The organism is Rhodococcus sp. IEGM 1379, assembly GCF_030056815.1.
Lineage (GTDB): Bacteria > Actinomycetota > Actinomycetes > Mycobacteriales > Mycobacteriaceae > Rhodococcus_F.
In genome coordinates this window covers 103,185-123,859 of the sequence record NZ_JASHKR010000004.1, presented here as the reverse complement: position 1 = coordinate 123,859, position 20,675 = coordinate 103,185, and the positions used below count along the sequence as shown (strand labels likewise).

18 protein-coding genes and 2 pseudogenes are annotated in these 20,675 nt (G+C 61.0%); 10 read left to right on the top strand and 10 right to left on the bottom strand.

What is annotated here, in order from left to right:
- Position 1: 1 nt before the first annotated feature.
- From QM600_RS04195 to QM600_RS04170, 6 genes are read right to left on the bottom strand one after another with little or no spacing between them, the layout of a single operon-like run.
- Positions 2–484 carry a hydrogenase maturation protease gene (locus tag QM600_RS04195; RefSeq protein ID WP_283260221.1) on the bottom strand — a complete coding sequence of 161 codons (483 nt, stop codon included), beginning with the start codon at positions 482–484 and terminating at the stop codon, positions 2–4.
- Positions 481–1,773 (bottom strand): Ni/Fe hydrogenase subunit alpha, encoded by a 1,293-nt coding sequence (locus QM600_RS04190; RefSeq protein ID WP_283260220.1) that lies wholly within the window; start codon positions 1,771–1,773, stop codon positions 481–483. Before QM600_RS04190 ends, QM600_RS04195 begins: the two co-directional genes overlap by 4 nt.
- Positions 1,763–2,530: an NADH-quinone oxidoreductase subunit B family protein gene (locus QM600_RS04185; protein WP_283260219.1), complete on the bottom strand. Its 768-nt coding sequence runs from the start codon at positions 2,528–2,530 to the stop codon at positions 1,763–1,765. Before QM600_RS04185 ends, QM600_RS04190 begins: the two co-directional genes overlap by 11 nt.
- Positions 2,530–3,354: an FAD/NAD(P)-binding protein gene (locus QM600_RS04180; protein ID WP_283260218.1), complete on the bottom strand. Its 825-nt coding sequence runs from the start codon at positions 3,352–3,354 to the stop codon at positions 2,530–2,532. The genes QM600_RS04185 and QM600_RS04180 overlap by 1 nt, the downstream gene beginning before the upstream one ends.
- On the bottom strand, positions 3,344–3,808 hold the full coding sequence (locus QM600_RS04175) for a Crp/Fnr family transcriptional regulator (protein WP_283260217.1): 465 nt from the start codon (positions 3,806–3,808) through the stop codon (positions 3,344–3,346). The genes QM600_RS04180 and QM600_RS04175 overlap by 11 nt, the downstream gene beginning before the upstream one ends.
- On the bottom strand, positions 3,808–4,962 hold the full coding sequence (locus tag QM600_RS04170) for a 4Fe-4S dicluster domain-containing protein (protein WP_283260216.1): 1,155 nt from the start codon (positions 4,960–4,962) through the stop codon (positions 3,808–3,810). Before QM600_RS04170 ends, QM600_RS04175 begins: the two co-directional genes overlap by 1 nt.
- A 172-nt stretch (positions 4,963–5,134) precedes the next feature.
- Here QM600_RS04170 and QM600_RS04165 point away from each other — a divergent pair, with 172 nt between their 5' ends.
- From QM600_RS04165 to QM600_RS04155, 3 genes are all read left to right on the top strand, one after another.
- A complete protein-coding gene (locus QM600_RS04165) occupies positions 5,135–5,635 on the top strand; it encodes a GNAT family N-acetyltransferase (protein WP_283260215.1) in 501 nt (166 codons plus the stop codon).
- A complete protein-coding gene (locus QM600_RS04160) occupies positions 5,622–6,587 on the top strand; it encodes a 1-phosphofructokinase family hexose kinase (protein WP_283260214.1) in 966 nt (321 codons plus the stop codon). Before QM600_RS04165 ends, QM600_RS04160 begins: the two co-directional genes overlap by 14 nt.
- 129 nt (positions 6,588–6,716) lie before the next feature.
- Positions 6,717–7,565 (top strand): alpha/beta fold hydrolase, encoded by an 849-nt coding sequence (locus QM600_RS04155; RefSeq protein WP_283260213.1) that lies wholly within the window; start codon positions 6,717–6,719, stop codon positions 7,563–7,565.
- A gap of 22 nt (positions 7,566–7,587) precedes the next feature.
- On the opposite strand, the pseudogene ppsA reads toward QM600_RS04155, so the two are convergent.
- Positions 7,588–9,887 (bottom strand): annotated as a pseudogene (gene ppsA, locus QM600_RS04150) (phosphoenolpyruvate synthase).
- Between the two features lie 229 nt (positions 9,888–10,116).
- Here ppsA and QM600_RS04145 point away from each other — a divergent pair.
- Positions 10,117–10,695, top strand: a complete 579-nt coding sequence (locus QM600_RS04145; RefSeq protein ID WP_283260212.1) for a CBS domain-containing protein — start codon at positions 10,117–10,119, stop codon at positions 10,693–10,695.
- Positions 10,696–10,726: 31 nt separating this feature from the next.
- The gene (locus QM600_RS04140; RefSeq protein ID WP_283260211.1) at positions 10,727–12,124 is read left to right on the top strand and encodes a wax ester/triacylglycerol synthase domain-containing protein; all 1,398 of its coding nucleotides are present in this window, start codon (positions 10,727–10,729) and stop codon (positions 12,122–12,124) included.
- A 4-nt stretch (positions 12,125–12,128) separates the two neighbouring features.
- Here QM600_RS04140 and QM600_RS04135 read toward each other — a convergent pair whose 3' ends face one another.
- The 3 genes from QM600_RS04135 to QM600_RS04125 form a co-directional block, all read right to left on the bottom strand.
- On the bottom strand, positions 12,129–13,766 hold the full coding sequence (locus QM600_RS04135; protein WP_283260210.1) for an ABC transporter permease: 1,638 nt from the start codon (positions 13,764–13,766) through the stop codon (positions 12,129–12,131).
- The gene (locus QM600_RS04130; protein WP_283260209.1) at positions 13,763–14,692 is read right to left on the bottom strand and encodes an ABC transporter ATP-binding protein; all 930 of its coding nucleotides are present in this window, start codon (positions 14,690–14,692) and stop codon (positions 13,763–13,765) included. Before QM600_RS04130 ends, QM600_RS04135 begins: the two co-directional genes overlap by 4 nt.
- Positions 14,693–14,841: 149 nt before the next feature.
- Positions 14,842–16,119: a serine hydrolase domain-containing protein gene (locus QM600_RS04125; RefSeq protein WP_502942876.1), complete on the bottom strand. Its 1,278-nt coding sequence runs from the start codon at positions 16,117–16,119 to the stop codon at positions 14,842–14,844.
- A gap of 289 nt (positions 16,120–16,408) precedes the next feature.
- On the opposite strand from QM600_RS04125, the gene QM600_RS04120 reads away from it, so the two are divergent.
- The 5 genes and pseudogenes from QM600_RS04120 to QM600_RS04100 all read left to right on the top strand — a co-directional run.
- On the top strand, positions 16,409–16,699 hold the full coding sequence (locus QM600_RS04120) for an SHOCT domain-containing protein (RefSeq protein WP_283260208.1): 291 nt from the start codon (positions 16,409–16,411) through the stop codon (positions 16,697–16,699).
- 164 nt (positions 16,700–16,863) lie between these two features.
- Positions 16,864–17,967 carry a 3-oxoacyl-ACP synthase III family protein gene (locus QM600_RS04115; protein WP_283260207.1) on the top strand — a complete coding sequence of 368 codons (1,104 nt, stop codon included), beginning with the start codon at positions 16,864–16,866 and terminating at the stop codon, positions 17,965–17,967.
- Positions 17,951–18,841 carry a beta-ketoacyl-[acyl-carrier-protein] synthase family protein gene (locus QM600_RS04110; RefSeq protein WP_283260206.1) on the top strand — a complete coding sequence of 297 codons (891 nt, stop codon included), beginning with the start codon at positions 17,951–17,953 and terminating at the stop codon, positions 18,839–18,841. The genes QM600_RS04115 and QM600_RS04110 overlap by 17 nt, the downstream gene beginning before the upstream one ends.
- Positions 18,842–19,238: 397 nt before the next feature.
- Entirely contained in the window at positions 19,239–20,231 is a 993-nt protein-coding gene (locus QM600_RS04105) for an AurF N-oxygenase family protein (protein WP_283260205.1), read from the top strand.
- 77 nt (positions 20,232–20,308) lie between these two features.
- Positions 20,309–20,644: pseudogene (locus tag QM600_RS04100) on the top strand (hypothetical protein); the annotation flags it as partial.
- Positions 20,645–20,675 lie beyond the last annotated feature (31 nt).

Sequence of the window (20,675 nt, the reverse complement as noted above, 5' to 3'; positions counted from 1 at the left end):
GTCAGAGTTGCCGTGAACTCGTATGTTTGGTGATATCGGCCACGGCCGCGGACACGACCGCGGGGACGGAAGCTGCAACGGATGGTGAAAGCCCGATGCCGTAGCCGGTGTCGTGCGCTTCGATCGTGTAGATCACCACGCGGTGGGGTTCTCGGCCGAGTGCGGCGGCCAAGGCCAGCGCCTCCATGATGCCCAGTCCATGTGAGTTGGTGAGTTTTCCGGAGTTCTCACTCGACCAATCCGTGATCCGACGGATCGTCCCGGGTTGCGCCGGGCTACCGGCAGAAGTAGTGCCGACTACAGCGTCGACGATGATCACCAGATCCGAGCCTGCCCACGTATCGAGCAGTGTCGAAGCCTCCCCGCTATCGATCGCCACGTCTACGCCGGCCGGGTGCATGCGTTGTATCGTCTGCGCCACAACAGGTCCGATGCCGTCGTCTCGGCGGAATTCGTTCCCGGTCCCGACCACCGTGACAGTCATCCGCGGTCGACTGTCAGGTCGAGGAAATGAGTGGCACACGAGATGCAGGGGTCGTAGTTCCGGATGGTCCGCTCGCACAGTGCTGCCAACTCGGTGTCTGTCAGTCTCAGGTTCGCTGCAAGGGTGTTGCGGAGGTCGATTTCGATTGCTGCCTGGTTCTGTGAGGTGGGCGGAATGATTGTCGCGCGCAGGATGTGGCCCTCGGAATCGAGTTCGTAGCGGTGGTACAGCATGCCTCGCGGGGCTTCACTGACGCCGTATCCCGTTGCGGCACGGGGCGAGGTGTCGACAAACGGCCGATCGGGGCGTTGGTACTCGCGTATCAGGCGTAGCGCCTCGTCCACGGCAAATACTGTTTCGACGGCACGCACCACAATGCTCTGAAACGGGTTGCGGCACACTGTTCCCAGGCCTGCCTCGGTCGCCGCTTGACGAGCGATGTCCGACAGTTCGGCGGAGTGGAGGCTGTATCGCGCCAGCGGCCCGGCGAGATAGGCCTGGCCGTCGAGATGTGCATGCAGTGCGGTCGAATAGGGAACCTGACGTTCCTCGACGTGATCGGAGAATTCCTCGGGTGTGAAGGACAATCCGGATGTGGTTGTCAGCATGCCGTCTTCGATCGCGTAGCGGCCCGGCTGCGCTAGTGCGAGTAGTTCGGAATCGATCTCGGTATCGGGGAACTCGAAGTGCGATACCCAGCGCACGGTCGCGAGAGCGTCGTCGAGCGCTGTGCGCAATTGTTCGGCGAGGGGTTCGAGTTCACTCGGCGTCGGCGCTCGATAGAACCCGCCGAGTCGGACGTTGACCGGGTGAATCGATCGGCCACCGATCAGTTCGAGTATCGCGTTTCCCGCCTTCTTCAATGCGAGCCCACGTTCGACGTCGGGACGCGCGATTCGGGCCAGTTCGATGGCGTCGGCGGCGCCCAGGAAATCAGGCGCATGCAGCAGGTAGATATGCAGTGTGTGACTGGCGATCCACTCGCCGCAATAGAGGAGTCGTCGCAGATCGAGAATCGGTTGTGTGAGGTGTGTGCCGCAGGCCTGCTCGATTGCGTTGCAAGCGCTGACTTGATAAGCGACAGGACAGATTCCGCAAATCCTGGAGGTAATGTCGGGAGGCTCGCGGAAATCGCGTCCCCGGAGAAATGATTCGAAGAACCGTGGGGGTTCGTAGATATTCAACTCTGCGGATTCGACTCGGCCGTGTCTGACCGTGAATGCCAGACGGCCTTCCCCTTCGACACGGGCGAGGGAACCCAGCGTAAGCCGGGTGGTTTCACTGTCCATCTCGCCTGATCCCGTCGAACTCGGGGGAGGCGACGTTGAACGTCGAGAAGACCCGACCGATACCCTCGTCGGTCATCCCGCAGGTTCGCAGCCACCCGGACATTGCGGTCAAGTTCGGATCGGACGACGGGCCGAAACATCCGTAGCAGCCCCTCGAATGCGCGGGACACAGTGCGCCGCAGCCGGAATGGGTCACCGGTCCCAGGCACGGGGTGCCGTCGGCGACCATGACGCAGGTGAGACCACGTCGCTTGCATTCGGCGCAGACACTGGTGTCCGGGATGTTCGGCTTCCGTCCCACCAGATACGACGAGATCACCTCGAGGAGTTGTCGACGATCGATCGGGCAGCCTCGTAGTTCGAAATCGACCGGGACATGGGCGGCGATCGGTGTGGACGTCGCGAGAGTATCGATGTACTCGGGGCTCGCATAGACCACGGACATGAACTCGGTGATGTCCGCGAAGTTTCGGAGGGCCTGTATCCCACCAGAAGTCGCACAGGCGCCGATCGTCACCAGGTACCGTGAGTTGTCCCGGATCATGTGTATGCGTTCGACATCGGCCGCAGTGGTGATCGATCCCTCGACCAGAGAGAGGTCGTAGGGCCCACTTTCCACAGCGCTCGACATCTCGAGGAAATGTGAGATGTGAACGGCGTCGGTCAAAGTGAGTAATTCGTCCTCACAGTCGAGCAGCGTCAGCTGGCATCCGTCGCAGGATGCGAACTTCCAGACCGCCATGGTGGGTGTGCTCATCACAACTCCTTCACTGCGAGGAGGGGCTCGGCCACGAAATAGTCGACTACCGGACCGTCACGGCAGAGTAGAAGTTCGCCGAGTTGGCAATGCCCGCACAGCCCAGTCCCACACTGCATGTTCCGTTCCAGCGAGACTCGAATATTCTCGCGCCCAACGCCTTTGCCGATCATGGTACGAGCCGACATCCGCATCATCGGCTCGGGACCGCACAGCAGTACCGTTGTACGTCCGGGCTCGAGAACGAGGCGGTTCAGGGACTGCGTGACAAAGCCGACATGGCCCTGCCAGTCAGGTTCCGCCACGTCGACGGATAACTCGAGGTCGACCAGGTCTCCCTGGCTCCACGCGTCGAGATCTGGGCGGTAGAGGAGATCGGACGGTCGGCGAGCACCCACGCTCAGGACAACTCGACGAAATCGGCCGCAGGCCTGCGCCTCCAGGACTGCGGAACGTACTGCCGCCAAGCCGACCCCTCCCGCGACGACGACCAGATCGTCCTTCGCGGAATCCAGATCCCATCCCGTTCCGAAAGGCCCTCGCACACCGACGACGTCTCCGACCGAGGCTTCGTGCAGCGCGCGGCTGACGGAACCGACAGCCCGAACGGTATGGACCACAGTATGATCGGCGTGAGTCGGGTCTCCACTGATCGACAGTGGAATCTCGCCCACCCCCCGCGCATAGACCATCATGAACTGGCCGGGGCGGAACCCGGGATACCACTGCGCAGGTGCGGCGAGGGTCAGGGTCGAGGTATCGCTGTTCTCGTCTCGGCGGGCAACAACCGTGCACGGCGTCGGGACGAGTCGATCACCGAACATGTTCGCGTGCATAGAGATCGAGCAGGCGTGCGCGCGTAGCCTGCAATCGGTGGAGGAGTGTGTGCGCCAGGATCGAGTAGATCGCCCGTCCGAGGTCCGGATCGCTCTCGGCGACGGACTGCAGCACCGTGGCATCGATCTCGACTGCTGTCACGGGAGTGGCCGCAGTTGCTGTCCACTGCCACTGTCGAGGTGGGTGAAACCAGGACACGCCCAGAATTTCACCGACAGAAAGTGTTTCGATTGTTTCCTCGCCGCGTCCGGGAATCCTTGTGGTGAGCGCAATCCGGCCAGTTCGAAGAAACCAACATCTGTCAGCGGAGTCGCCTTCGCGGAACACCACGGTACCTGCCGCGAACGTGACCTCGCGCGAGATAGCCGCGAGCTTGTGCCGTTGATCGTCGGTCAGACCTTCGATTTCTCCCGGACAGTGCTCGCCGGCGTGATCGTTCATCAGTGACCACCAGCATCGCGCTCGGGTTCCACATTCAAGGCACCAGTCAGACGGGCCGCTTCCGCCGTGATGTCGATGCCCACCGGACACCAGTCGATGCATCGACCGCAACCGACGCAGCCGGACGAGCCGAATTGGTCGTGCCAGGTGCCCAGCTTGTGAGTAATCCACTGTCGATACCGGCTTTCACCACTGACGCGCACCGCGCCGCCGTGCAATTGTGAGTAGTCCAGGTCGAAACATGACGACCAGTGTTGCCAGCGCTCGACATTGTCGCCCGTGAGATCGGAGACGTCCTCGGTAGTTGTGCAGAAGCACGTCGGGCACACCATCGTGCAGTTTCCGCACGTCAAGCACCGTGATGCGACGTCTTCCCAGACATCGGCGTCCCGTGCGTCGCGGAGCATGCGGCGAAGATCGACATCAGGCATTTCGCGGCCCATGTGGTGTGCTGCTTCGGCAACAGCGTGGGCGGCCTCGGCAGTTTCCTCGTCCGTCGCTTGTCTGCGACGGACGAGTGCGAGTATCCGGGATCCTTCCGCGGTGCCCACCGCGGTGACGAATCGGTGGCCGTCGTTGTCGATTCTTTCGGTCAGACAAAGGTCGTACCCGGTTTTTGCCTCCGGGCCGGTATTCATCGACGCACAGAAACACACCCCGCCGGGTTCCGTGCAGTTGGCTGCGATCACGAACAGATTTTCGAAAAGACTTGTCGCAGACTTTCCGCCGGCCGAGAGCACCGTCTCGAGTATTCCGATCGCTGCGAGGTCGCACGCACGTACGCCGAGAAATGCGTATTTCACGGGTTCGGTCGGCGGCGCGTGGAATGTGCCGTCCCTGGATTCGCTCCAGAGTTGTTGACGCGATGGGTGGAGGTACTGCTTCCAGGATTGCGGTCCGGCGGAGTGACCGAAGACGGCAGAATCTGTTCTCTTCCGCAGTCGATACCGGCCTGGGCCGGTCTCCACACCCCATCCCGCCGGCAATTGGTCACCGGACTCGAGAGTGTCCAGGACGATCGCGCTGTCACGGACCGTCGGTCCGATGACGCGATAGCCCTCCGCACACAACACCGAGATCAGATTGTCGAGCCCGCCTCGGTCTATGACAACGTGATCGCGCGTGAGGTCGGTGGGTAGTCCGGCACCGGTCATGGATCCTCCTTGCGGGCGACATCCGTATTCCTCCACGATCCAGCTTCGCGCGCGAGCTGCCGGCGGGGGTAGAGGCGAAGGACGATATTCGATGACAAAAGGCTCTGCCCACTGCAGGCAATTCCACGGTTCAATCGGGAGGTAACCCTCCAGCCGAATCAGGTGATGATCGATGGCCGTGACGGGCAGCGGAATCGGCACGACAACAGTTCGGTGCCTCGGCGCACATGACGCCGGTGAGGTGCAACGGTTACATGCGCGTCTCGACCAGCATGATTCGTATATGCGGTGGTTCGGGCCGCAGCCGAAACAGCTCATCGCCTTTTCCGATCAGTTGTGCGAGTGCAATGATCGGCGATGCGCTCTGGGCGCGTTCATCGGCGATGAATTGGTGGGTGTCGGAAGCTTCGTCCTGTTGGACGGGGTTTCACCGACCACAGTGGAGTTCGCCCTCGTAGTCGCGCAGGACGAGCGGTTGCACGGAATCGGTACCTTGATCTTGGATCGGCTCGAGACTCAGGCTTACCGATACGGTGCGCGACGCATGGTGGCCGAGGTGATGGGGGAGAACGCACCCATGCTTCAAGTCATTCGGGAACGAGGCTGGGCACATTCACTCCGTCGTGACGGATCCACACTTCACCTTGAGGTGAAACTGCATGTCGCAGAATAGTTCTCGTGTCGTGACGGTGACGATGAATCCGGCGCTCGATATCTCGACAAGTGCGCCCGCGGTGCGTGCCACGGACAAGGTGCGCTGCACTGCTCCCCGTCGAGACCCCGGAGGCGGCGGATTGAACGTCGCCCGAGTTCTGCACTCGCTCGGGGAAGACGCGACAGCGGTCTTTCCGTCGGGCGGTCACTGCGGACGGGCGATAGCGGATCTGCTCAACGGTGAACAAGTGAGGTTTTCTCCCCAGCCGATTTCCGGTTCCACCCGCGAGAGTTTCACCGTCGACGACATCTCGACGGGTCAGCAGTACCGTTTTGTTCTGCCGGGGCCGACGCTGACCGATGCAGAGGTGGATTCGTGTCTCGCGCGTGTGCGCGAATTCGCAACCGGATCCCGCTTTGTCGTCGTGAGTGGCAGCCTGCCACCGGGAGTCGGCGCCGATTTCTGTCAGCGTCTCGCTGATCTGCTTACAGACACCGATGCGTTGCTGGTTGTCGACACCTCCGGCGGCGCGCTGGGTGCTTTGCGGCGAGGCGTCTACCTCGTCAAGCCGAGTATTCGAGAACTCCGTGAATGGGTCGACAGGCCTCTCGAGACGAGCGTGGAACAAGTCGCTGCGGCGAGAAGCATCGTCGAACAAGGCGTGTCCGAGGTGGTGGTCGTCTCGCTCGGTGCCGACGGCGCGCTGGTGGTCGCCGCTGACATCTGCGAGTACGTCCCGTCAGTGGATGTTGCGGTGATCAGTGGAGTCGGCGCCGGTGACAGCATGGTTGCGGGCATTGTGTATTCGCTCGTGCATGAGCGTTCCCTGGTGGAAGCGGTGCAGTTCGGTGTTGCGGCGGGGGCCGCAATGCTGCAGACGCCAGGTACTGCGCCGTGTAAACCTGCCGACGTCGAGATGTACTACGCGCGGATACAAGAACTGTCTGAACTGGGAGTATATCCGTCCTGACCAGGGGGCAATTCAACTCTGTGGGCCGAAAACAGGTATGTCCCGGGTAGTTCGGCCGTCGTCGTGCGCCGGTATTCGCGAGAGGCTGTGACTCGATCCAGCCACTGCTATTTCGAGGAATGCCCACCTATGCCAGAACACGATCTTCACCGAGTCGGCCGCGTCGCGTGGCGTCAGGTGGATACCGGCGCCGGAACCGTGTCTTACGGTGCTGTTGGGCAAGGTCCTCTGGTCGTGTTCCTTCATGGATGGGGATTGACTCCGCGGTCCTATACCCACGCGCTGCGGCAAGTGGCGGCGCACGGCAGGCGGGTATTCGCGCCGGCGCTTCCCGGCTTCGGCGGGACCGCCGAACTACCACCGGGCGAGCGGAGCTTTGTTGGCTACGCGCACTGGCTGGAGCGTTTTCTCGATTCGATCGGTATCGACGAGCCGGTCACCATCGTCGGACATTCGTTCGGCGGTGGTGTCGCGATCGCGGCCGCACACGAGTTCTCGAGCCGGGTGTCGCAGCTCGTGCTGGTCAATGCTGTGGGCGGCGGTGCCTGGTCGACCGATGACAACGGTGCACGACCTATACACGAGCGACCGTTGTGGAAATGGGGCGCCGCCGCTGTCGGTGAGGCCTTTGCAGTCCGGTCGGTCCTGGGGATGACAGCGACCATTGCAGACTGCGCCATATCCAATGTTCTCGGCAATCCCGGTGCGTTCTGGCGTGTCGGCCATCTGGCGCGCACCGCCGATTTCACCGCTGAACTCGAGCAACTCGTGCTGCGGAGGGTGCCGATCGCACTGCTCTGGGGCCTAGACGATCGGATCATTCCCGAGGCCAGTTTCCAATCGATGCGATCGGTATTGACGGATTCGCCCGTGATCACGGTTCCGGGAGCCCACAGTTGGCTGATCGACGATCCAGAACGCTTCGGTACGGCAATGAAAACAGCGTTCGACAAGTGCCCCCAAGAGGTACTGGCATGACGGCGGTTTCTCAGAGGCGCGTTTACCCGGCGCGAGCCTGACCGAGAAGTATTCGACGCTCGGCCACCGCAATTGCGCGCCGAGTCGTATCGGCCGCATCGGGAGTCACGGAGACGGACGTGATTCCTTGTCTTACCAGGTGTTCCGCCAGTGCAGGATCCGTGGATACCGCTTGGCCGCAGAGTGAGGTCGTCATACCGGCGGCTGTGGCACGTTCGATGATCGTGTCGATGGCGTCGAGTACAGCAGGATCCATGGTGTCGAAGAGTTCCTTGCAGATCTCCGAATCCCGGTCTACGCCCAGAACCAATTGCGTGAGGTCATTGGTGCCGATGGATACTCCGTCGATTCCCATTGCCGCGTAACGGGGAATCCAATACGCCACCGAAGGTATCTCGGCCATGACCCACCGCAGCATTCGATGATCTGACCCGAGGGGATGGGCATCCAACTGCGCCAGGCACTGGGACAGTTCCCAGCCGGTACGAACAAACGGAATCATGAGATGCACGTTCGGGTGGCGCTTTCGGGTTTCGGCGATGACATCGAGATCGAGTGCAAACAATTCGGGTTCCCGGATGTAGCGGAAACATCCGCGGTAGCCGATCATCGGATTGTCTTCGTGTGGCTCGACTTCGCCGCCTTCGAGGTGTGCAAATTCGTTGGTACGTAGGTCAATTGCGCGATAGATCACGGGCCTTGTTCCGAACGCGGCAGCGATGCGCGAGAGAGCCGAAGACATTTCGGTAACGTACTTCTCATGCAGGCCACGCGAAATCATCGTGCGGGGATGCAGACCTTCGAGGGCGTCCATGATCAGGAACTCCGCTCGAAGGAGACCTACACCGTCGACGTCCGTGGCGGCCACTCGCTCTGCAGCTTCCGGTGTTGCCAGGTTGACGTAGACGAATGTTGCCGTGGTCGGTCCGCGGGTCGACGCCGCCGAAGGCGGGGTTGGAGTCGTGGGTGCGCTGGTAGTGACGGCAGTCGCCGCATCTGCTTCCCGGACCGTTCCCGCGGTGCCGTCGACAGTGATCAGCATTCCGTCGACAAGATCTGTTGTTGCCGTGCGTGTTCCGACGATAACGGGTCGACCGAGCTCGCGGCCCACGATGGCGGCGTGGCACGTGATGCCGCCGCCGTCGGTGACAATTGCGGCAGCGCGCCGGAGAACCGGCAGCCAGTCCGGTCGGGTCATCGGGGCCACCAGGATTTCGCCCTCGAGAAGATTACGGCCGTCGGCTACCGAGCGCAGGACCCGTACCCGGCCGGTGGCTGTTCCCGGTCCGGCGCCCAGTCCCTGGGCCAGGATCTGTGCACTCGAACCACCTGATTGTGTTTCAGGCAGTTTCGTTTCTGCGTGCTGTCCGAGCGTTGTGATCGGGCGTGTTTGGACAAGCCACAGTTGCTCTCCACTGTAGGCGAATTCGAGGTCCTGGGGTCGTTGATAGTGCTCTTCCATCGCCGCGGCGAGTACCGCGAGCCGGTGGATCTGATCCTCGGTGAGTATCTGTTTTTCGCGTTGCAACAGAGGGATTTCCGACGATTGCTCAGTCCCAGCGGAGAGTGTAATCGCGAAGGATTGCGAACCGATATGCACATCGAGTACGGAGAAATCCGGTTTCGACACCACGTATGTGTCTGGTTCCACCTCTCCGCCCACCACGACTTCACCCAGGCCGGTCGCAGCTTCGATCACGATGCGATCCCTCGCGCCGGTGCGGGGATCGGCAGTGAATACGACACCAGACTGGTCGGCGTCCACCATGCGTTGCACAACAACGGCCAACGACGGTTCTTCTTGTACCCCTTGGAGACTGCGATACGTCAACGCTCGATCAGACCACAGCGATGCCCAGCACCTTCGGACCGCATCGATCAGATTTCCGTCTCCGGACACGTTTGTGAAGCTCTCGTGAATACCGGCGTACGACGTGTCGGCCGCGTCTTCGGCAGGCGCTGACGAACGGACGGCGACGCGTGTGGTCGAAGGTCCCAGTTCACGATAGGCGTCGATAATCTCCGCGCGCATCGCGTCGGGAACGACGGCGGAGCAGACTGCGTCCTCGGTGCTGTCGGCTCGCGGCAAAGGTCCCCTTTTCAGTGTTTCTCGAAGGCCGGAAGCATCCATTGCATCAAGATAGCCCGCAGTGTTGATCACAAACGCCGCGGCGGAACCGGGAACTTCGACCGAATCAACTCGCCGAGGTTGGCGGCTTTGCCACCGATAGTAGGTGCATCGACGGGGCCGACGGCATCGATCGGTACAACCCACCGGTATGCGGCGACTGGATGTGTGGCGGCTGAACGACTCGTCTTCATGGACTGTCCCGATCCGAGTGGGGCCGCACACCGGATCGCGGCCGACAGTGTTCAGCGAACGCTGATGCGGGTCGGGTCGCCAGAGGCGGAAGTCACTGCACTCGAGGTCGATTACCAGTACACGCACGGTGCCCATGACCCTTCCGCCGCGGGATGGGAGTTTGTCACGCTGGATACATCAGTCCTTCGACGTCGGCTGCCTCAACCGGGCAGCCAAAGGAGAATCGTCATGCTTGCACGACACATCATGAGTAGTCCTGTGACGACGATCGATCAGGCGACCGGTACGGACGAATGTCTGTTGGTGATTTCACGGTCAGGATTTTCGGTGCTTCCCGTGATCGACGAACAGAAGCACATTGTCGGGATCGTTTCGGAGGGCGACCTTCTCCGGAGTAGGTTTCAAGACTTGTCGCAGAAGGATCAGCCCGTTTCCGGTGCCGACTCGGTCGCAGACGTCATGACCAAGCCGGTGATTGCGATGACCGCAGATGCGGAGATCAACGCTGTCGCCTCGGCGATGCTCCGCTCCGGCTTGCGTGCGGTGCCGATCGTCCATGAGGGGGACGTCATCGGAATCGTGACGCGCCAGGATCTGATCGGGGTCTTGGCGCTGGACCCTGATCGCATTGTCGACGAAGTGCGGCATCGACTTGACCTTTACGGTGGGCCGGATCTGTGGGCGGTGGAGTTTGCCGACGGAACACTCACTATCAGTGGTGTTTCCGAGGATGATCCGCAGCGAGGAGTTGTCATTGCACTTGCATCGTCGGTGCCGGGAGTGGACGAGATATGGCTACAGCCCTGAGGATTGGTGACGACAAGTGAATCGAGTGGCGATGAGCGCAGCGGATGTGCGATCGATGACGCAGACGGATCTGATGTCGTGGCGGATGGAGGAGGATCCGATCCTTCGCTCGACAATCGTCTCAATTGTGTTGCTGGACAAGAGTCCTGACCAAGATCGATTTATCGATGTCATGCATCGCGCCATCGACGCGGTGCCGATGTTCAAGTGTCGAGCTGTTGCGAGTTCGTTTCCTTGGATTCCGCCTCGATGGGTGGACGATCGCGACTTCGACCTCAGTTGGCACCTGCGTCGGATGACGCTGCAGGAGCCCGGTACCTGGAATGAGGTTCTGGAATTCGCTCGCACAGCCGGGATGGCCGCGTTCGACAAGGATCGTCCGCTCTGGGAGTTCACAATGCTCGACGGACTGGCCGACGGCGCCGCGGCACTGGTGGTCAAGGTCCATCACTCTCTAACCGACGGTGTCGGGGGAATGCAACTGACACGTGAAATCACAGACGAGACAAGAGAAGGCGTGTCACGAGACGGCGAATCAAGTCGGTCCGCACCGGCCGCGGTGACGCCTATCGACCATCTGACGGGAGCGAATGCTGTGGCACACTCGGTGGGGACGGCAGCGGGGTCTGCTGTCCGAGCGGGTGCGCGTACGCTGCGCCATCCTGTCGATACCGGCCGAGGCGCCGCCCGAATCCTGGGTTCGACATTGCGTATGGTCCGACCGGCGACAACCACATTGTCGCCGGTGATGGCTGCGCGTAGTACGCGTCGTAGTTTCGGCGTGCTCGAACTTCCGGTTGCGGCCCTTGCGGCTGCCGCGATTGCCACACAATGCTCGATCAACGATGCGTTCTTGGCTGCAGTTCTTCTCGGAATGGCCGAGTACCACGAACGCCTTGGTGCCGTGCCGCCGAAGCTGATGGTGACCTTGCCGATCAGTTTGCGCACTGATCGAGATCCCTTGGGTGGCAACCGCATCACATTGGCGAGATTTGCGCTGCCGCTCGATGTCGAGGGTCCGGATCAACTGATGCACCGAGTCCACGACATAGTCGGCAGTTGGCGGAACGAACCTGCAATTCCGCTGTCTCCCCACCTGGCCGGGATGCTGAATCTGCTGCCGGTCGGGGTGACGGGCAACATGCTCAAGCACATGGATTTTGTCGCTTCGGACGTGGTCGGTTCCTCGACGCCGCGGTATCTTGCGGGCGCAGAGATTACCCGGCAATGTGCGTTCAGTCCCACTCTCGGTTCGGCATTCAACGTGACGTTGATGTCGTACACCACGCATGTGTGTGTCGGAATCAACGCCGATGCGGGTGCAATTCCTGATCTGTCGGCGCTGATCGCGGCGGTTTCCGATGGATTCCGTGCGGTGTTGGCCGTATGTCCGCAGGAAATCGACGCCACAGTGACGGTGGCATGCTGACCCGTCAGCGCAGATCCCGTCTCCGGAAGGCGAACAGGCCCACCGTGATCAGCGCGGCCGCGACGAGGGTCAACCACACGAGAGGAATTGCCTGGAATGGTGCGCCGGGCAGTTTCGGGGCGTGGGTGAACGGTTCGAGGTCGAGTGCCCATTGGGGGAGTCGCGCGAGTGAGCCGACCAGGAAGATGAAGAGGAAAGCAACGAAGACGCCCCACGCGACCGGCGTGAATCTCGGGATGACTCCGAATAGGAAGACGGTCACTCCGGTGAGCACCCAGACCGCCGGCAGTTGCACAAGCGCAGCACCGAGAATGGACGGCACAGTGCCTCCCACGTCGTTGATGGCCATTCCGTAGGTCATTCCTGCTGCAAGTCCGGCAACGAGGAGTGCGATTGCAGGCCCGAGCAGTGCAAACACGATGTGGCTCGACGCCCAGCGGATACGGCCAACCGAGCCGGCGGTTACGGGCTCGACGCGTTGGGCAGTTTCCTCGGAGTGCAGGCGTAGCGACGCAGACACCGTGTAGGCCGCAGCTGCTATTCCCAGCATGATGAATGCGTAGCCGATGAATGATTTCTCGAGTGATGGGGATCCGCCTATACGCGTGATGATGTCGCGGATGGCTTGGCTGTCACCGACTTGTCCGCCGACGCCCTTTGCGGCACTACCGATGAGCAGACCGTACAACCCCAGACCGACAGTCCACGCTGCAAGTGTGCCGCGCTGCATTCGCCACGCCAGCCCCAGAGTTCCCGTGAGGCTTGAAGATGCAACCGCCGGGCCTTCGCGCTCGGCAATCAGTCCTCCGCCGACGTCGCGTCTGCGTAGGAGCGCGTAGGCACTCCAGGTAAGTGCGGCAGCAGTAACGAGGGTGGGTAGTAAGACCCACCAACGTTCGTCCGCATAGGCGCGAATCTGCAGGGCCCAGCCTAAGGGTGAAAACCATGAGAGCGTCCCCGATCCTGCGTCACCGATGGCACGCAGCGCGAACGCGACGCCGAGCACCGACATCGCGATCCCGCGGGAGACTCGGGAACTGGGAGTCAGTTGCGCCGCGACGGCTGCAACACCAGTGAAAACCAGACCTGAACCGGCGAGTGCGGCGCCGAATGCGACCGAACCTGCGGTAGGAAGATTGTGTGTGAGAAGTGATGCGGTACAGAGAATTCCGGTGACGATCGATGCGCCGCCGGCGACAATCAGCGCCGCCGTCAGGCTCGAGTATCGTCCGACGGAGGTGGAGTCGAGAAGCTCGGTTCTGCCGTTTTCCTCTTCGGCTCGAGTATGGCGAATAACCGTGAGGATCACCGCAATTGCGATCAGGGTGGAGTAGATTCCAGCCTTCCAGACCCCGACCGATCCGAGGCTGGAGTTGAAGATCGGGCCGTACATCGCGATCTCGGCCGGACTTGCCGCTGTTGTCGCCGCGAACGCGGCGAGTTGCTCCGGGGAAGTGTAAATGCCGGAGATGCTGGCAACGTACAGTCCGGGCGCAGACGCGAAGATCAGAATCCACAAGGGGAGTGCAATTCGATCTCGGCGGAGGTACAGGCGCAAAAAGTGAAGGGTTCCTGTGAAATTCGTATTCGAGACTGGTTCGTGCTCGCTGAATTGTGGGCGCGAGATCGTGGGGGTGCTCATGCCTTCACCTCCTCGGCTCGGTCGGGTGACGTCGATGTCGCGTCGTCGATCCCGTAGTGGCGCAGGAAGAGTTCCTCGAGAGTGGGCGGCGCACTGATGAGACTGCGAACACCGGTATCTCCGAGAACACGGATCAGTGTTCCGAGATTCTCACTGTCGACCTGACAATGCAGCATCGATCCGTCGAGTTCGATGTCTTCCACACCGTCGATTCGGCTGAGATCGCCGGGGTCCCCGAGAAGTTCGGCGGTAATGGAGGTGCGACTCAGATGTCGCATGGACTCGAGTGTTCCGGATTCAACTGTCCGTCCGGACCTGATGATGGTGACGCGCTCGCAGAGAGCCTCTACCTCGGACAAGATGTGGCTGGACAACAAGACCGTCACTCCGCGGTTGCTGGCCTCGGAGACGCACTCGCGAAAGACCTTTTCCATCAAAGGATCCAGGCCGGAAGTCGGTTCGTCGAGAAGGAGCAGTCGGGCATTCGAGGAGAGCGCCGAGATCAGCGTGACTTTCTGGCGATTGCCCTTGGAATACGCGCGACCCTTCTTTCGCGGATCAAGGTCGAAACGCTCGATCAGCTCCTTCTTGCGGGCGCTGTCCACCCCCCCTCGCATTCGCGCCAGGAGATCGATTGTTTCCCCACCCGACAACGACGGCCACAGTGTCACGTCGCCTGGGACATAAGCCATGTCTCGGTGCAGTTCGACGGCATCTCGCCAAGGGTTGCGTCCGAAAACGGTGGCCTCGCCGCTGTCCGGATGCAGGCTGCCGAGCAGGACCCGGAGAGTGGTCGATTTACCCGCGCCATTGGGGCCGAGGAATCCGTGTACCTGTCCTTCGTCGACGGTGAGTTCGAGCTCGTCCAACGCCCGAGTTCGTCCGAATATCTTCACCAACTCGTGAACTTCGATGATCGCGCTCATTGCTACTCCTAGTTCGTGGAGTCTGTGGCAAAGCTGTGGTTGAGACTCGAGCATAGGGGTGCGGACTCGAGCGCATACTGACTACGCTAAACGGCCGTTCACCTTTGGTGCAGGGTTCCCAGGCCAATCGCTGACATTGCGTTGCCAGTTCACAGTCTGCGGGCGATCGATTCCGCCTGGGCGCCCAGTTTGGCCAACCTCAGGTCGGCAAACGGAGTGAGTGCACCACCCATTCGGTTGGTTACGAATGCCACGGACAGGCCGGTCTCAGGGTCAGCGAATGCCCCTGATCCACCAAGTCCGTAGTGCCCGAAGGCCTGCTGAGACGAATTGCGGCTGGCAACAAAGGCCGAGTGATATCCGAGTCGCCAATTCATGCGGATTCCGAGCACATAATCGCGTGCAGTGGTCTGTACCTCGCCGATCTGTTCGAGGGTTTCTTCGCTCAGGAACCTGTCTCCTCCTACCACTCCCTGGTTCGCCAGTGCTGCGTACATACGGGCGAGGGCGCGAGCACTGAAAACGCCGTTCCAGCCGGGCATGACGTAATCGTGGATCGAGGGATTGCGGACCAACTGGTCGAACCCCGCCGGCATGCCGGCATCCGCGATATTCCTGAGCGCAGGCAACCGGGTCAACGCGAAGGAAGCGGTGTCCCACGGCACCTTGAATTGATTGATGCGGGGGAACAACTTTGCGATGCGATGGCGTTCGCCCTCGGGCACCTGGAACCAGAATTCCGGAATTCCGAGAGGCTCTGCAATCTCTGTCCGGACCAGGTCGGTAAACGATGAACCAGTTGCGCGAGTTGTCAGCTCGGCGACCAGCGAACCGAATGTGACTGCGTGATAACCGGGTGTGGTGAGGCGGCGACGGTCCGGTGTGGCCAATGCGAGGGCGTCGACGATGCTGTCGTGATCGAGCAGCGCCAAACGGCCCGGAACCAGGCTGCGTACACGATGCAACCCGGCCTGGTGGGTCAACAGTTGCCGCACAGTCACTGTTTCCTTGCCTGAGCTTGCGAACTCGGGCCAATACTCGGCGACAGGCGTGTCGTAATCGATCAGTCCACGTTCCACGACACGGTGCAAAACCGTACTGGCAACACCCTTTCCGGTGGAGAAGGACACAGACACGGTGTCGGGTAGCCAGCGGGTGTCCCGGGTCGACCACCCGGACCAGATATCGATGACGGGCTCCCCACCGAGATAGACCGCCAGTGCGCCGCCGCCGCTGGATGGGCGTTCGAAGAGGCGAAAGAACTGTGCGGCAAGCTGACCGAACCGCGGATCGACGAGCATGACGCGTGGAGTGGAAAGCGTGGGACTCACGGGCGACGCACTGCGACCGACCGTCGGAAGATCGCGACGAATCTTGGGTGCAACATCGGTCGGGAGTAACTCCTCGAACTCACGTGGGCTCGTCATAATGTGCACTTCTCATTCAACCGGGGGTGGCTGATTACCACCCCGCTACTTCTCTGAAACGCTACGGAAACCCGCAGGATTCCACGGTTGGGGCTATTGGGACAGATGGAGCAGAAGTGCTCTAAGACAAGGACTTGCGGCAGGCCGGATGACACTTTTTGCGGGTCGAAGTCGAGCAGAAAGACCCTGTGGATGTGTCGTGGAACAGTGCATCCTGAGGGAAGGCGCGTGAGACGCTCCGTTGTCGGGAGTGCGCACGGCCGCATGGAGAACTTGGAGGCCCGTTGTGATGTACGACCATTATTCGGGTAGTTGGGGTTGGGGCTACGTATTGATGTTCGTTGGTATGGCCTTGTTCTGGGGCCTGCTGATCTTGGGGATTTTTCTGCTGATTCGCTATGCCGGACATGGACCCGCAGAGTCGGGGAGTAAGTCGTTCGGGGGCAGTCCGTCGGCAAGGTTTCCGCCGCCGCGTCACAGCGCGGAGCAACTGCTCGCCGAGCGTTTCGCACGTGGGGAGATCGACGAGACGGAATACCGGAGCCGCCTGACTGTATTACGAACAGAGCCGTCCCCCTGAATAATTCGCCGCGATTTCCGAAGGAGGTGATGGCAATGGACGCGATGCAGGTGTTCCACATGTTCATGATGTTTCTCCACGGCATGGGCATACTGCCGCCCATGCAGATGATGCCGATGATGTAACCCCGGAGTGAGGAATCCCAGAGCGAGGAATCGAGCGACATGGTCAAGCACTGGCTGGTGACGGACGCGGAATGCGACGACACACGAGAGCCGTACCGGACGAGGGTGGCCGGGGCCGGTCGGCACCTTCCCGTCACACGACTCACAACCGAGGATCTGATGGCGACAACCCGCCATGAGACTCATGTCGATCTCGAACGACTGACAGGAATCCACGAGCGTCGGGTCAGTGTAGGCGACGAGGATTCTTACACTCTTGCGATTTCAGCCGCGCAGGACGCATTGCGACGGTCGGGTTGTGCTGCCGCGTCGATAGACGTGGTGATCAGCTGTAGTATCACCAAGTTCCGTGGCGGCCTCACTCAGTGGCTCGAGCCGACGATGAGTAGTGCCGTCGCGCAGGCCCTCGGCGCTGACAAGGCTATGACTTTCGATCTTTCGAATGCTTGCGCTGGGATGCTCACCGGTGTGATGGTGGCGAACAACTGGATTCGCCAGGGCCTAATCGAGCGGGCACTGGTCGTCAGCGGTGAGTACATTTCGCAGCTCGGTCAGAATGCAGCGAAGCATATTCACAACATCATGAGCAAAGAATTAGCGTCTCTGACCTTGGGCGATGCGGGCGCGGCACTTGTCCTCGAACGGGCGCCCACCGGTACGGCCGGGATCCGCCTCGCCGGATTTACGACTGTCGCCGATTACAGCCGTTTGTGCCTCGCTTACCCGAAGGGCAGTGCGCCGGGTGCTCGGATGTTCACTAATTCACGAGCCATCCAGAAGGCTGCTATCGCCGATACCCCGTTACTGCTGCACGAGGTACTCGACACACTCGGGCTGTCGATACACGAGATAGACCATGTGATCACCCATCAAACTTCGGCACGGGCAATCAAGAAGGGTATGGCTGAGATGGAGGCGTCGTTCGGTGACAGTCCGCGGCATGACGCCGTCATCACCGTCGATCGATATGGGAACACAGCATCGACAACCCACACCGTGGCGTTGGTCGAAGAACTCGAGGCGGGCCGGATCAAGCCGGGCGAGACTGTCGCGTTGATCTCGTTGGCTTCCGGGTTGGAGATCGGGGTAGTGCTGGTGGAAATCGACGAAGAACTGGTGGCGCGCTATGGGAACGATCATTGAGCAGTTGTACGTCACTCGGGCTGGATGGCTGAGTCGGCACAGTGCACTCCACCTTGCGGTAGCGGCGGCGAAGTCTTGCCTCGAACAGGCCGGTTGCCGCCCGGACGAACTGGACCTGCTCCTGAACGCCGGTCTGTATCGTGACCGCAACCTCGGTGAGCCAGCCCTTGCCGCGCTGATCCAAGACGACATCGGCGCTCATCCGGAGGACCCGCACACCGGCGAGCACGGCACGTTCTCCTTCGATATTGCGAACGGCACCTGTGGCGTGCTGACCGCACTGCAGATTGTCGACGGATTTCTTCGCTCTCACGTGATCGAACGTGCCCTCGTTGTCGCCAGTGATGCGGACCCGGGACATCGGCTCAGTGAGCGGTTTCCGTTTTCGGCAGTCGGGGGAGCCGCGTTGTGTCGCTGGACCGACGATGAGTACGGGCTCGGCCCGGTGCAGTGGGTGAACAATCTCGACGGCGGTGATTCTTTCCGGGCAACGGTCAGTCAAGCTGACAACCGAAACGTCCTGCGTTTCAACGAGTCCGATTCGCTCGACGACGACTACGCCGCAGCTGGCTACGAAGCAGTCGCCGCCTGTCTGCAGCAGGCGGAACTCGATCTGGCCGAGGTCGATTCGATCGTGGCCGCCCCCGCCTGCCCCGGTTTTCGTTCGGCATTGGCAACAAAGCTGGGGATACCCAGCTCACGCGTCACCGTTGCCGAAGACGAGCACATACATACCGCTGCACTGATCGCAGGTTTGGAGAGGGACGAACCCCGACGCTCTGCGGGTGCACGGACAATTCTTGTCGCAGTGGGCGCCGGCGTGACCGCCGGTGCCGCTCTGTACAACGCCCCGCCGAACCGCACTGCGCGGTGAGGGATTCAGCTGTCCTTGCCTGCGGAGTCTTCCTGTGTCGCGACCGGTGTCGGTACTGCAGACTCTGGACCGACTAGATTCTCGCGCAGGGTCGCACCCTCGTACTCGGGTCGGAACAGACCCCGAGTGTGAAGTACCGGAATCACCAGGTCGACAAAATCTTCCAGCCCTTGCGGATCAGATCATGGATGCCGAGACATCGGTAACTCCGGTGCCTACTTCGCGCTCGTGCGGGGCCCTCCAGGAGGACGCGATCGCGGCGGTGGGACGTGATGGCGGAGGTTCGGGTCAAATATAGGCCGCGGAGGGGTTGCGTGAGACGTGGTGTCACACTAAGTTTAGGCGCAATCGAGTTCGTTGATCGCGATCGACGAACAGGCGCCTGGAGGAGACACCGATGGTTCGGTCAACGTCTATCGAAATGGATCAGCCTTACCGCGAGTTGCTCGCAACACTGTCTGATGGGTCCGTGCACAGACGGTTCGATCCCTACCTCGATATCGACTGGGATTCAACGGAATTCGCGATAGACCCGAATGATCCGCGGTGGGTGCTTTCGGCAGTGTCGGATCCACTCGGTGCCACATGTTGGTATCAGGATCAACCGTTGGAACGTCGTATCGAGATGGGTAAATGGCGTCAGGCGAACGTGACCAAGGTGGGTTCGGCATTCGAGAGCATCCTGATCCGAGGAATGCTGCAGTACATCATGGCGCTGCCCAACAAATCGCCCGAGTTTCGGTACTGCCTTCACGAGATGACCGAAGAGTGCAACCACATTCAGATGTTCCAGGAATTCGTCAATCGGGTGGATATCGACGTGCCGGGGATGCGTCCGTTGTTCCGCCGCTTGTCACCGTTTGTCGGGTTGCTCGGCGCCAAGTTCCCGGTCATCTTCTTCATCGGCATCCTAGCCGGTGAAGAGCCTATCGACCATTTTCAGAAAGACCTTATCCGTGAAGGTAAGGACACGGTGCCGGTCATGCTGCGCACCATGGAGATTCACATCGCCGAGGAGGCCCGGCACATCTCCTTTGCTCACGACTTCTTGCGCCAGCATGTTCCCGCGCTGAGTCCTTTCGGTCGAGCGATGACGTCCGTTGCATTTCCCGGTGCAATGCGGTGGTTGTCCGGCGAAATAATGTCACCGCCAAAGGAATTTGCGAAGAAGTTCGACATTCCCGAGTCGGTGATGAGGGAGGCATTCTGGCGCAGCCCGCAGTCGCGTCGGATTCTGGGAAATTACTTCGGTGAAATGCGAACGTTGGCAGACGAACTCGGTTTGATGAATCCTGTGTCGAGGCGGGCGTGGCGAAAGCTCGGTATTGCCGGCGATATGGCCCGGTATCGCGGTGAGCCGAGACGATCGGAGAAGGTGCGAGCCACTTAGTGGGCGGAGCTGACGAGTCCTTCGATCGGCCAGCACTGCGATCGTCTGATCGGTCAGGACTCCGCCGGAGACCCCGCCAGATGAACTATCAAGACCTGGCGGCCTGGCACAAGAATCTGGTGCAGGGCACCAGCCCGGACATGACGAACAAGCTGAATCAAGCGGCGACGGCCATGGAACAGATCATCGTTCCGGTGCAATGGGTGTCGACGTCCACCCCGCTCTCCGCGAAGGTTCGCTCACACGAAGGCGACATGTACGTCGTCGACTCCTTCGTCAGCGTTATGACAAAGAACGCGCAGGCTCCCGACGGCCTGCAGTCGACGGCTACCTACAGCATCACCCTGGATCGGAGCGACAACTGGCAGATCACCGATGTCGGCGGCATCGGTGCAGTGGCCGGTGCGAAATAGCCGCAGGTATGTGTTCGATCTAAGGTTGCGG

What these genes read in the sequence shown, in the direction of transcription:
- QM600_RS04195 (WP_283260221.1), bottom strand. Translation starts at nt 484, where the DNA reads ATGACTGTCACGGTGGTCGGGACCGGGAACGAATTCCGCCGAGACGAC.
- QM600_RS04190 (WP_283260220.1), bottom strand. Translation starts at nt 1,773, where the DNA reads ATGGACAGTGAAACCACCCGGCTTACGCTGGGTTCCCTCGCCCGTGTC.
- QM600_RS04185 (WP_283260219.1), bottom strand. Translation starts at nt 2,530, where the DNA reads ATGAGCACACCCACCATGGCGGTCTGGAAGTTCGCATCCTGCGACGGA.
- QM600_RS04180 (WP_283260218.1), bottom strand. Translation starts at nt 3,354, where the DNA reads ATGTTCGGTGATCGACTCGTCCCGACGCCGTGCACGGTTGTTGCCCGC.
- QM600_RS04175 (WP_283260217.1), bottom strand. Translation starts at nt 3,808, where the DNA reads ATGAACGATCACGCCGGCGAGCACTGTCCGGGAGAAATCGAAGGTCTG.
- QM600_RS04170 (WP_283260216.1), bottom strand. Translation starts at nt 4,962, where the DNA reads ATGACCGGTGCCGGACTACCCACCGACCTCACGCGCGATCACGTTGTC.
- QM600_RS04165 (WP_283260215.1), top strand. Translation starts at nt 5,135, where the DNA reads ATGGCCGTGACGGGCAGCGGAATCGGCACGACAACAGTTCGGTGCCTC.
- QM600_RS04160 (WP_283260214.1), top strand. Translation starts at nt 5,622, where the DNA reads ATGTCGCAGAATAGTTCTCGTGTCGTGACGGTGACGATGAATCCGGCG.
- QM600_RS04155 (WP_283260213.1), top strand. Translation starts at nt 6,717, where the DNA reads ATGCCAGAACACGATCTTCACCGAGTCGGCCGCGTCGCGTGGCGTCAG.
- QM600_RS04145 (WP_283260212.1), top strand. Translation starts at nt 10,117, where the DNA reads ATGCTTGCACGACACATCATGAGTAGTCCTGTGACGACGATCGATCAG.
- QM600_RS04140 (WP_283260211.1), top strand. Translation starts at nt 10,727, where the DNA reads ATGAGCGCAGCGGATGTGCGATCGATGACGCAGACGGATCTGATGTCG.
- QM600_RS04135 (WP_283260210.1), bottom strand. Translation starts at nt 13,766, where the DNA reads ATGAGCACCCCCACGATCTCGCGCCCACAATTCAGCGAGCACGAACCA.
- QM600_RS04130 (WP_283260209.1), bottom strand. Translation starts at nt 14,692, where the DNA reads ATGAGCGCGATCATCGAAGTTCACGAGTTGGTGAAGATATTCGGACGA.
- QM600_RS04125 (WP_502942876.1), bottom strand. Translation starts at nt 16,119, where the DNA reads ATGACGAGCCCACGTGAGTTCGAGGAGTTACTCCCGACCGATGTTGCA.
- QM600_RS04120 (WP_283260208.1), top strand. Translation starts at nt 16,409, where the DNA reads ATGTACGACCATTATTCGGGTAGTTGGGGTTGGGGCTACGTATTGATG.
- QM600_RS04115 (WP_283260207.1), top strand. Translation starts at nt 16,864, where the DNA reads ATGGTCAAGCACTGGCTGGTGACGGACGCGGAATGCGACGACACACGA.
- QM600_RS04110 (WP_283260206.1), top strand. Translation starts at nt 17,951, where the DNA reads ATGGGAACGATCATTGAGCAGTTGTACGTCACTCGGGCTGGATGGCTG.
- QM600_RS04105 (WP_283260205.1), top strand. Translation starts at nt 19,239, where the DNA reads ATGGTTCGGTCAACGTCTATCGAAATGGATCAGCCTTACCGCGAGTTG.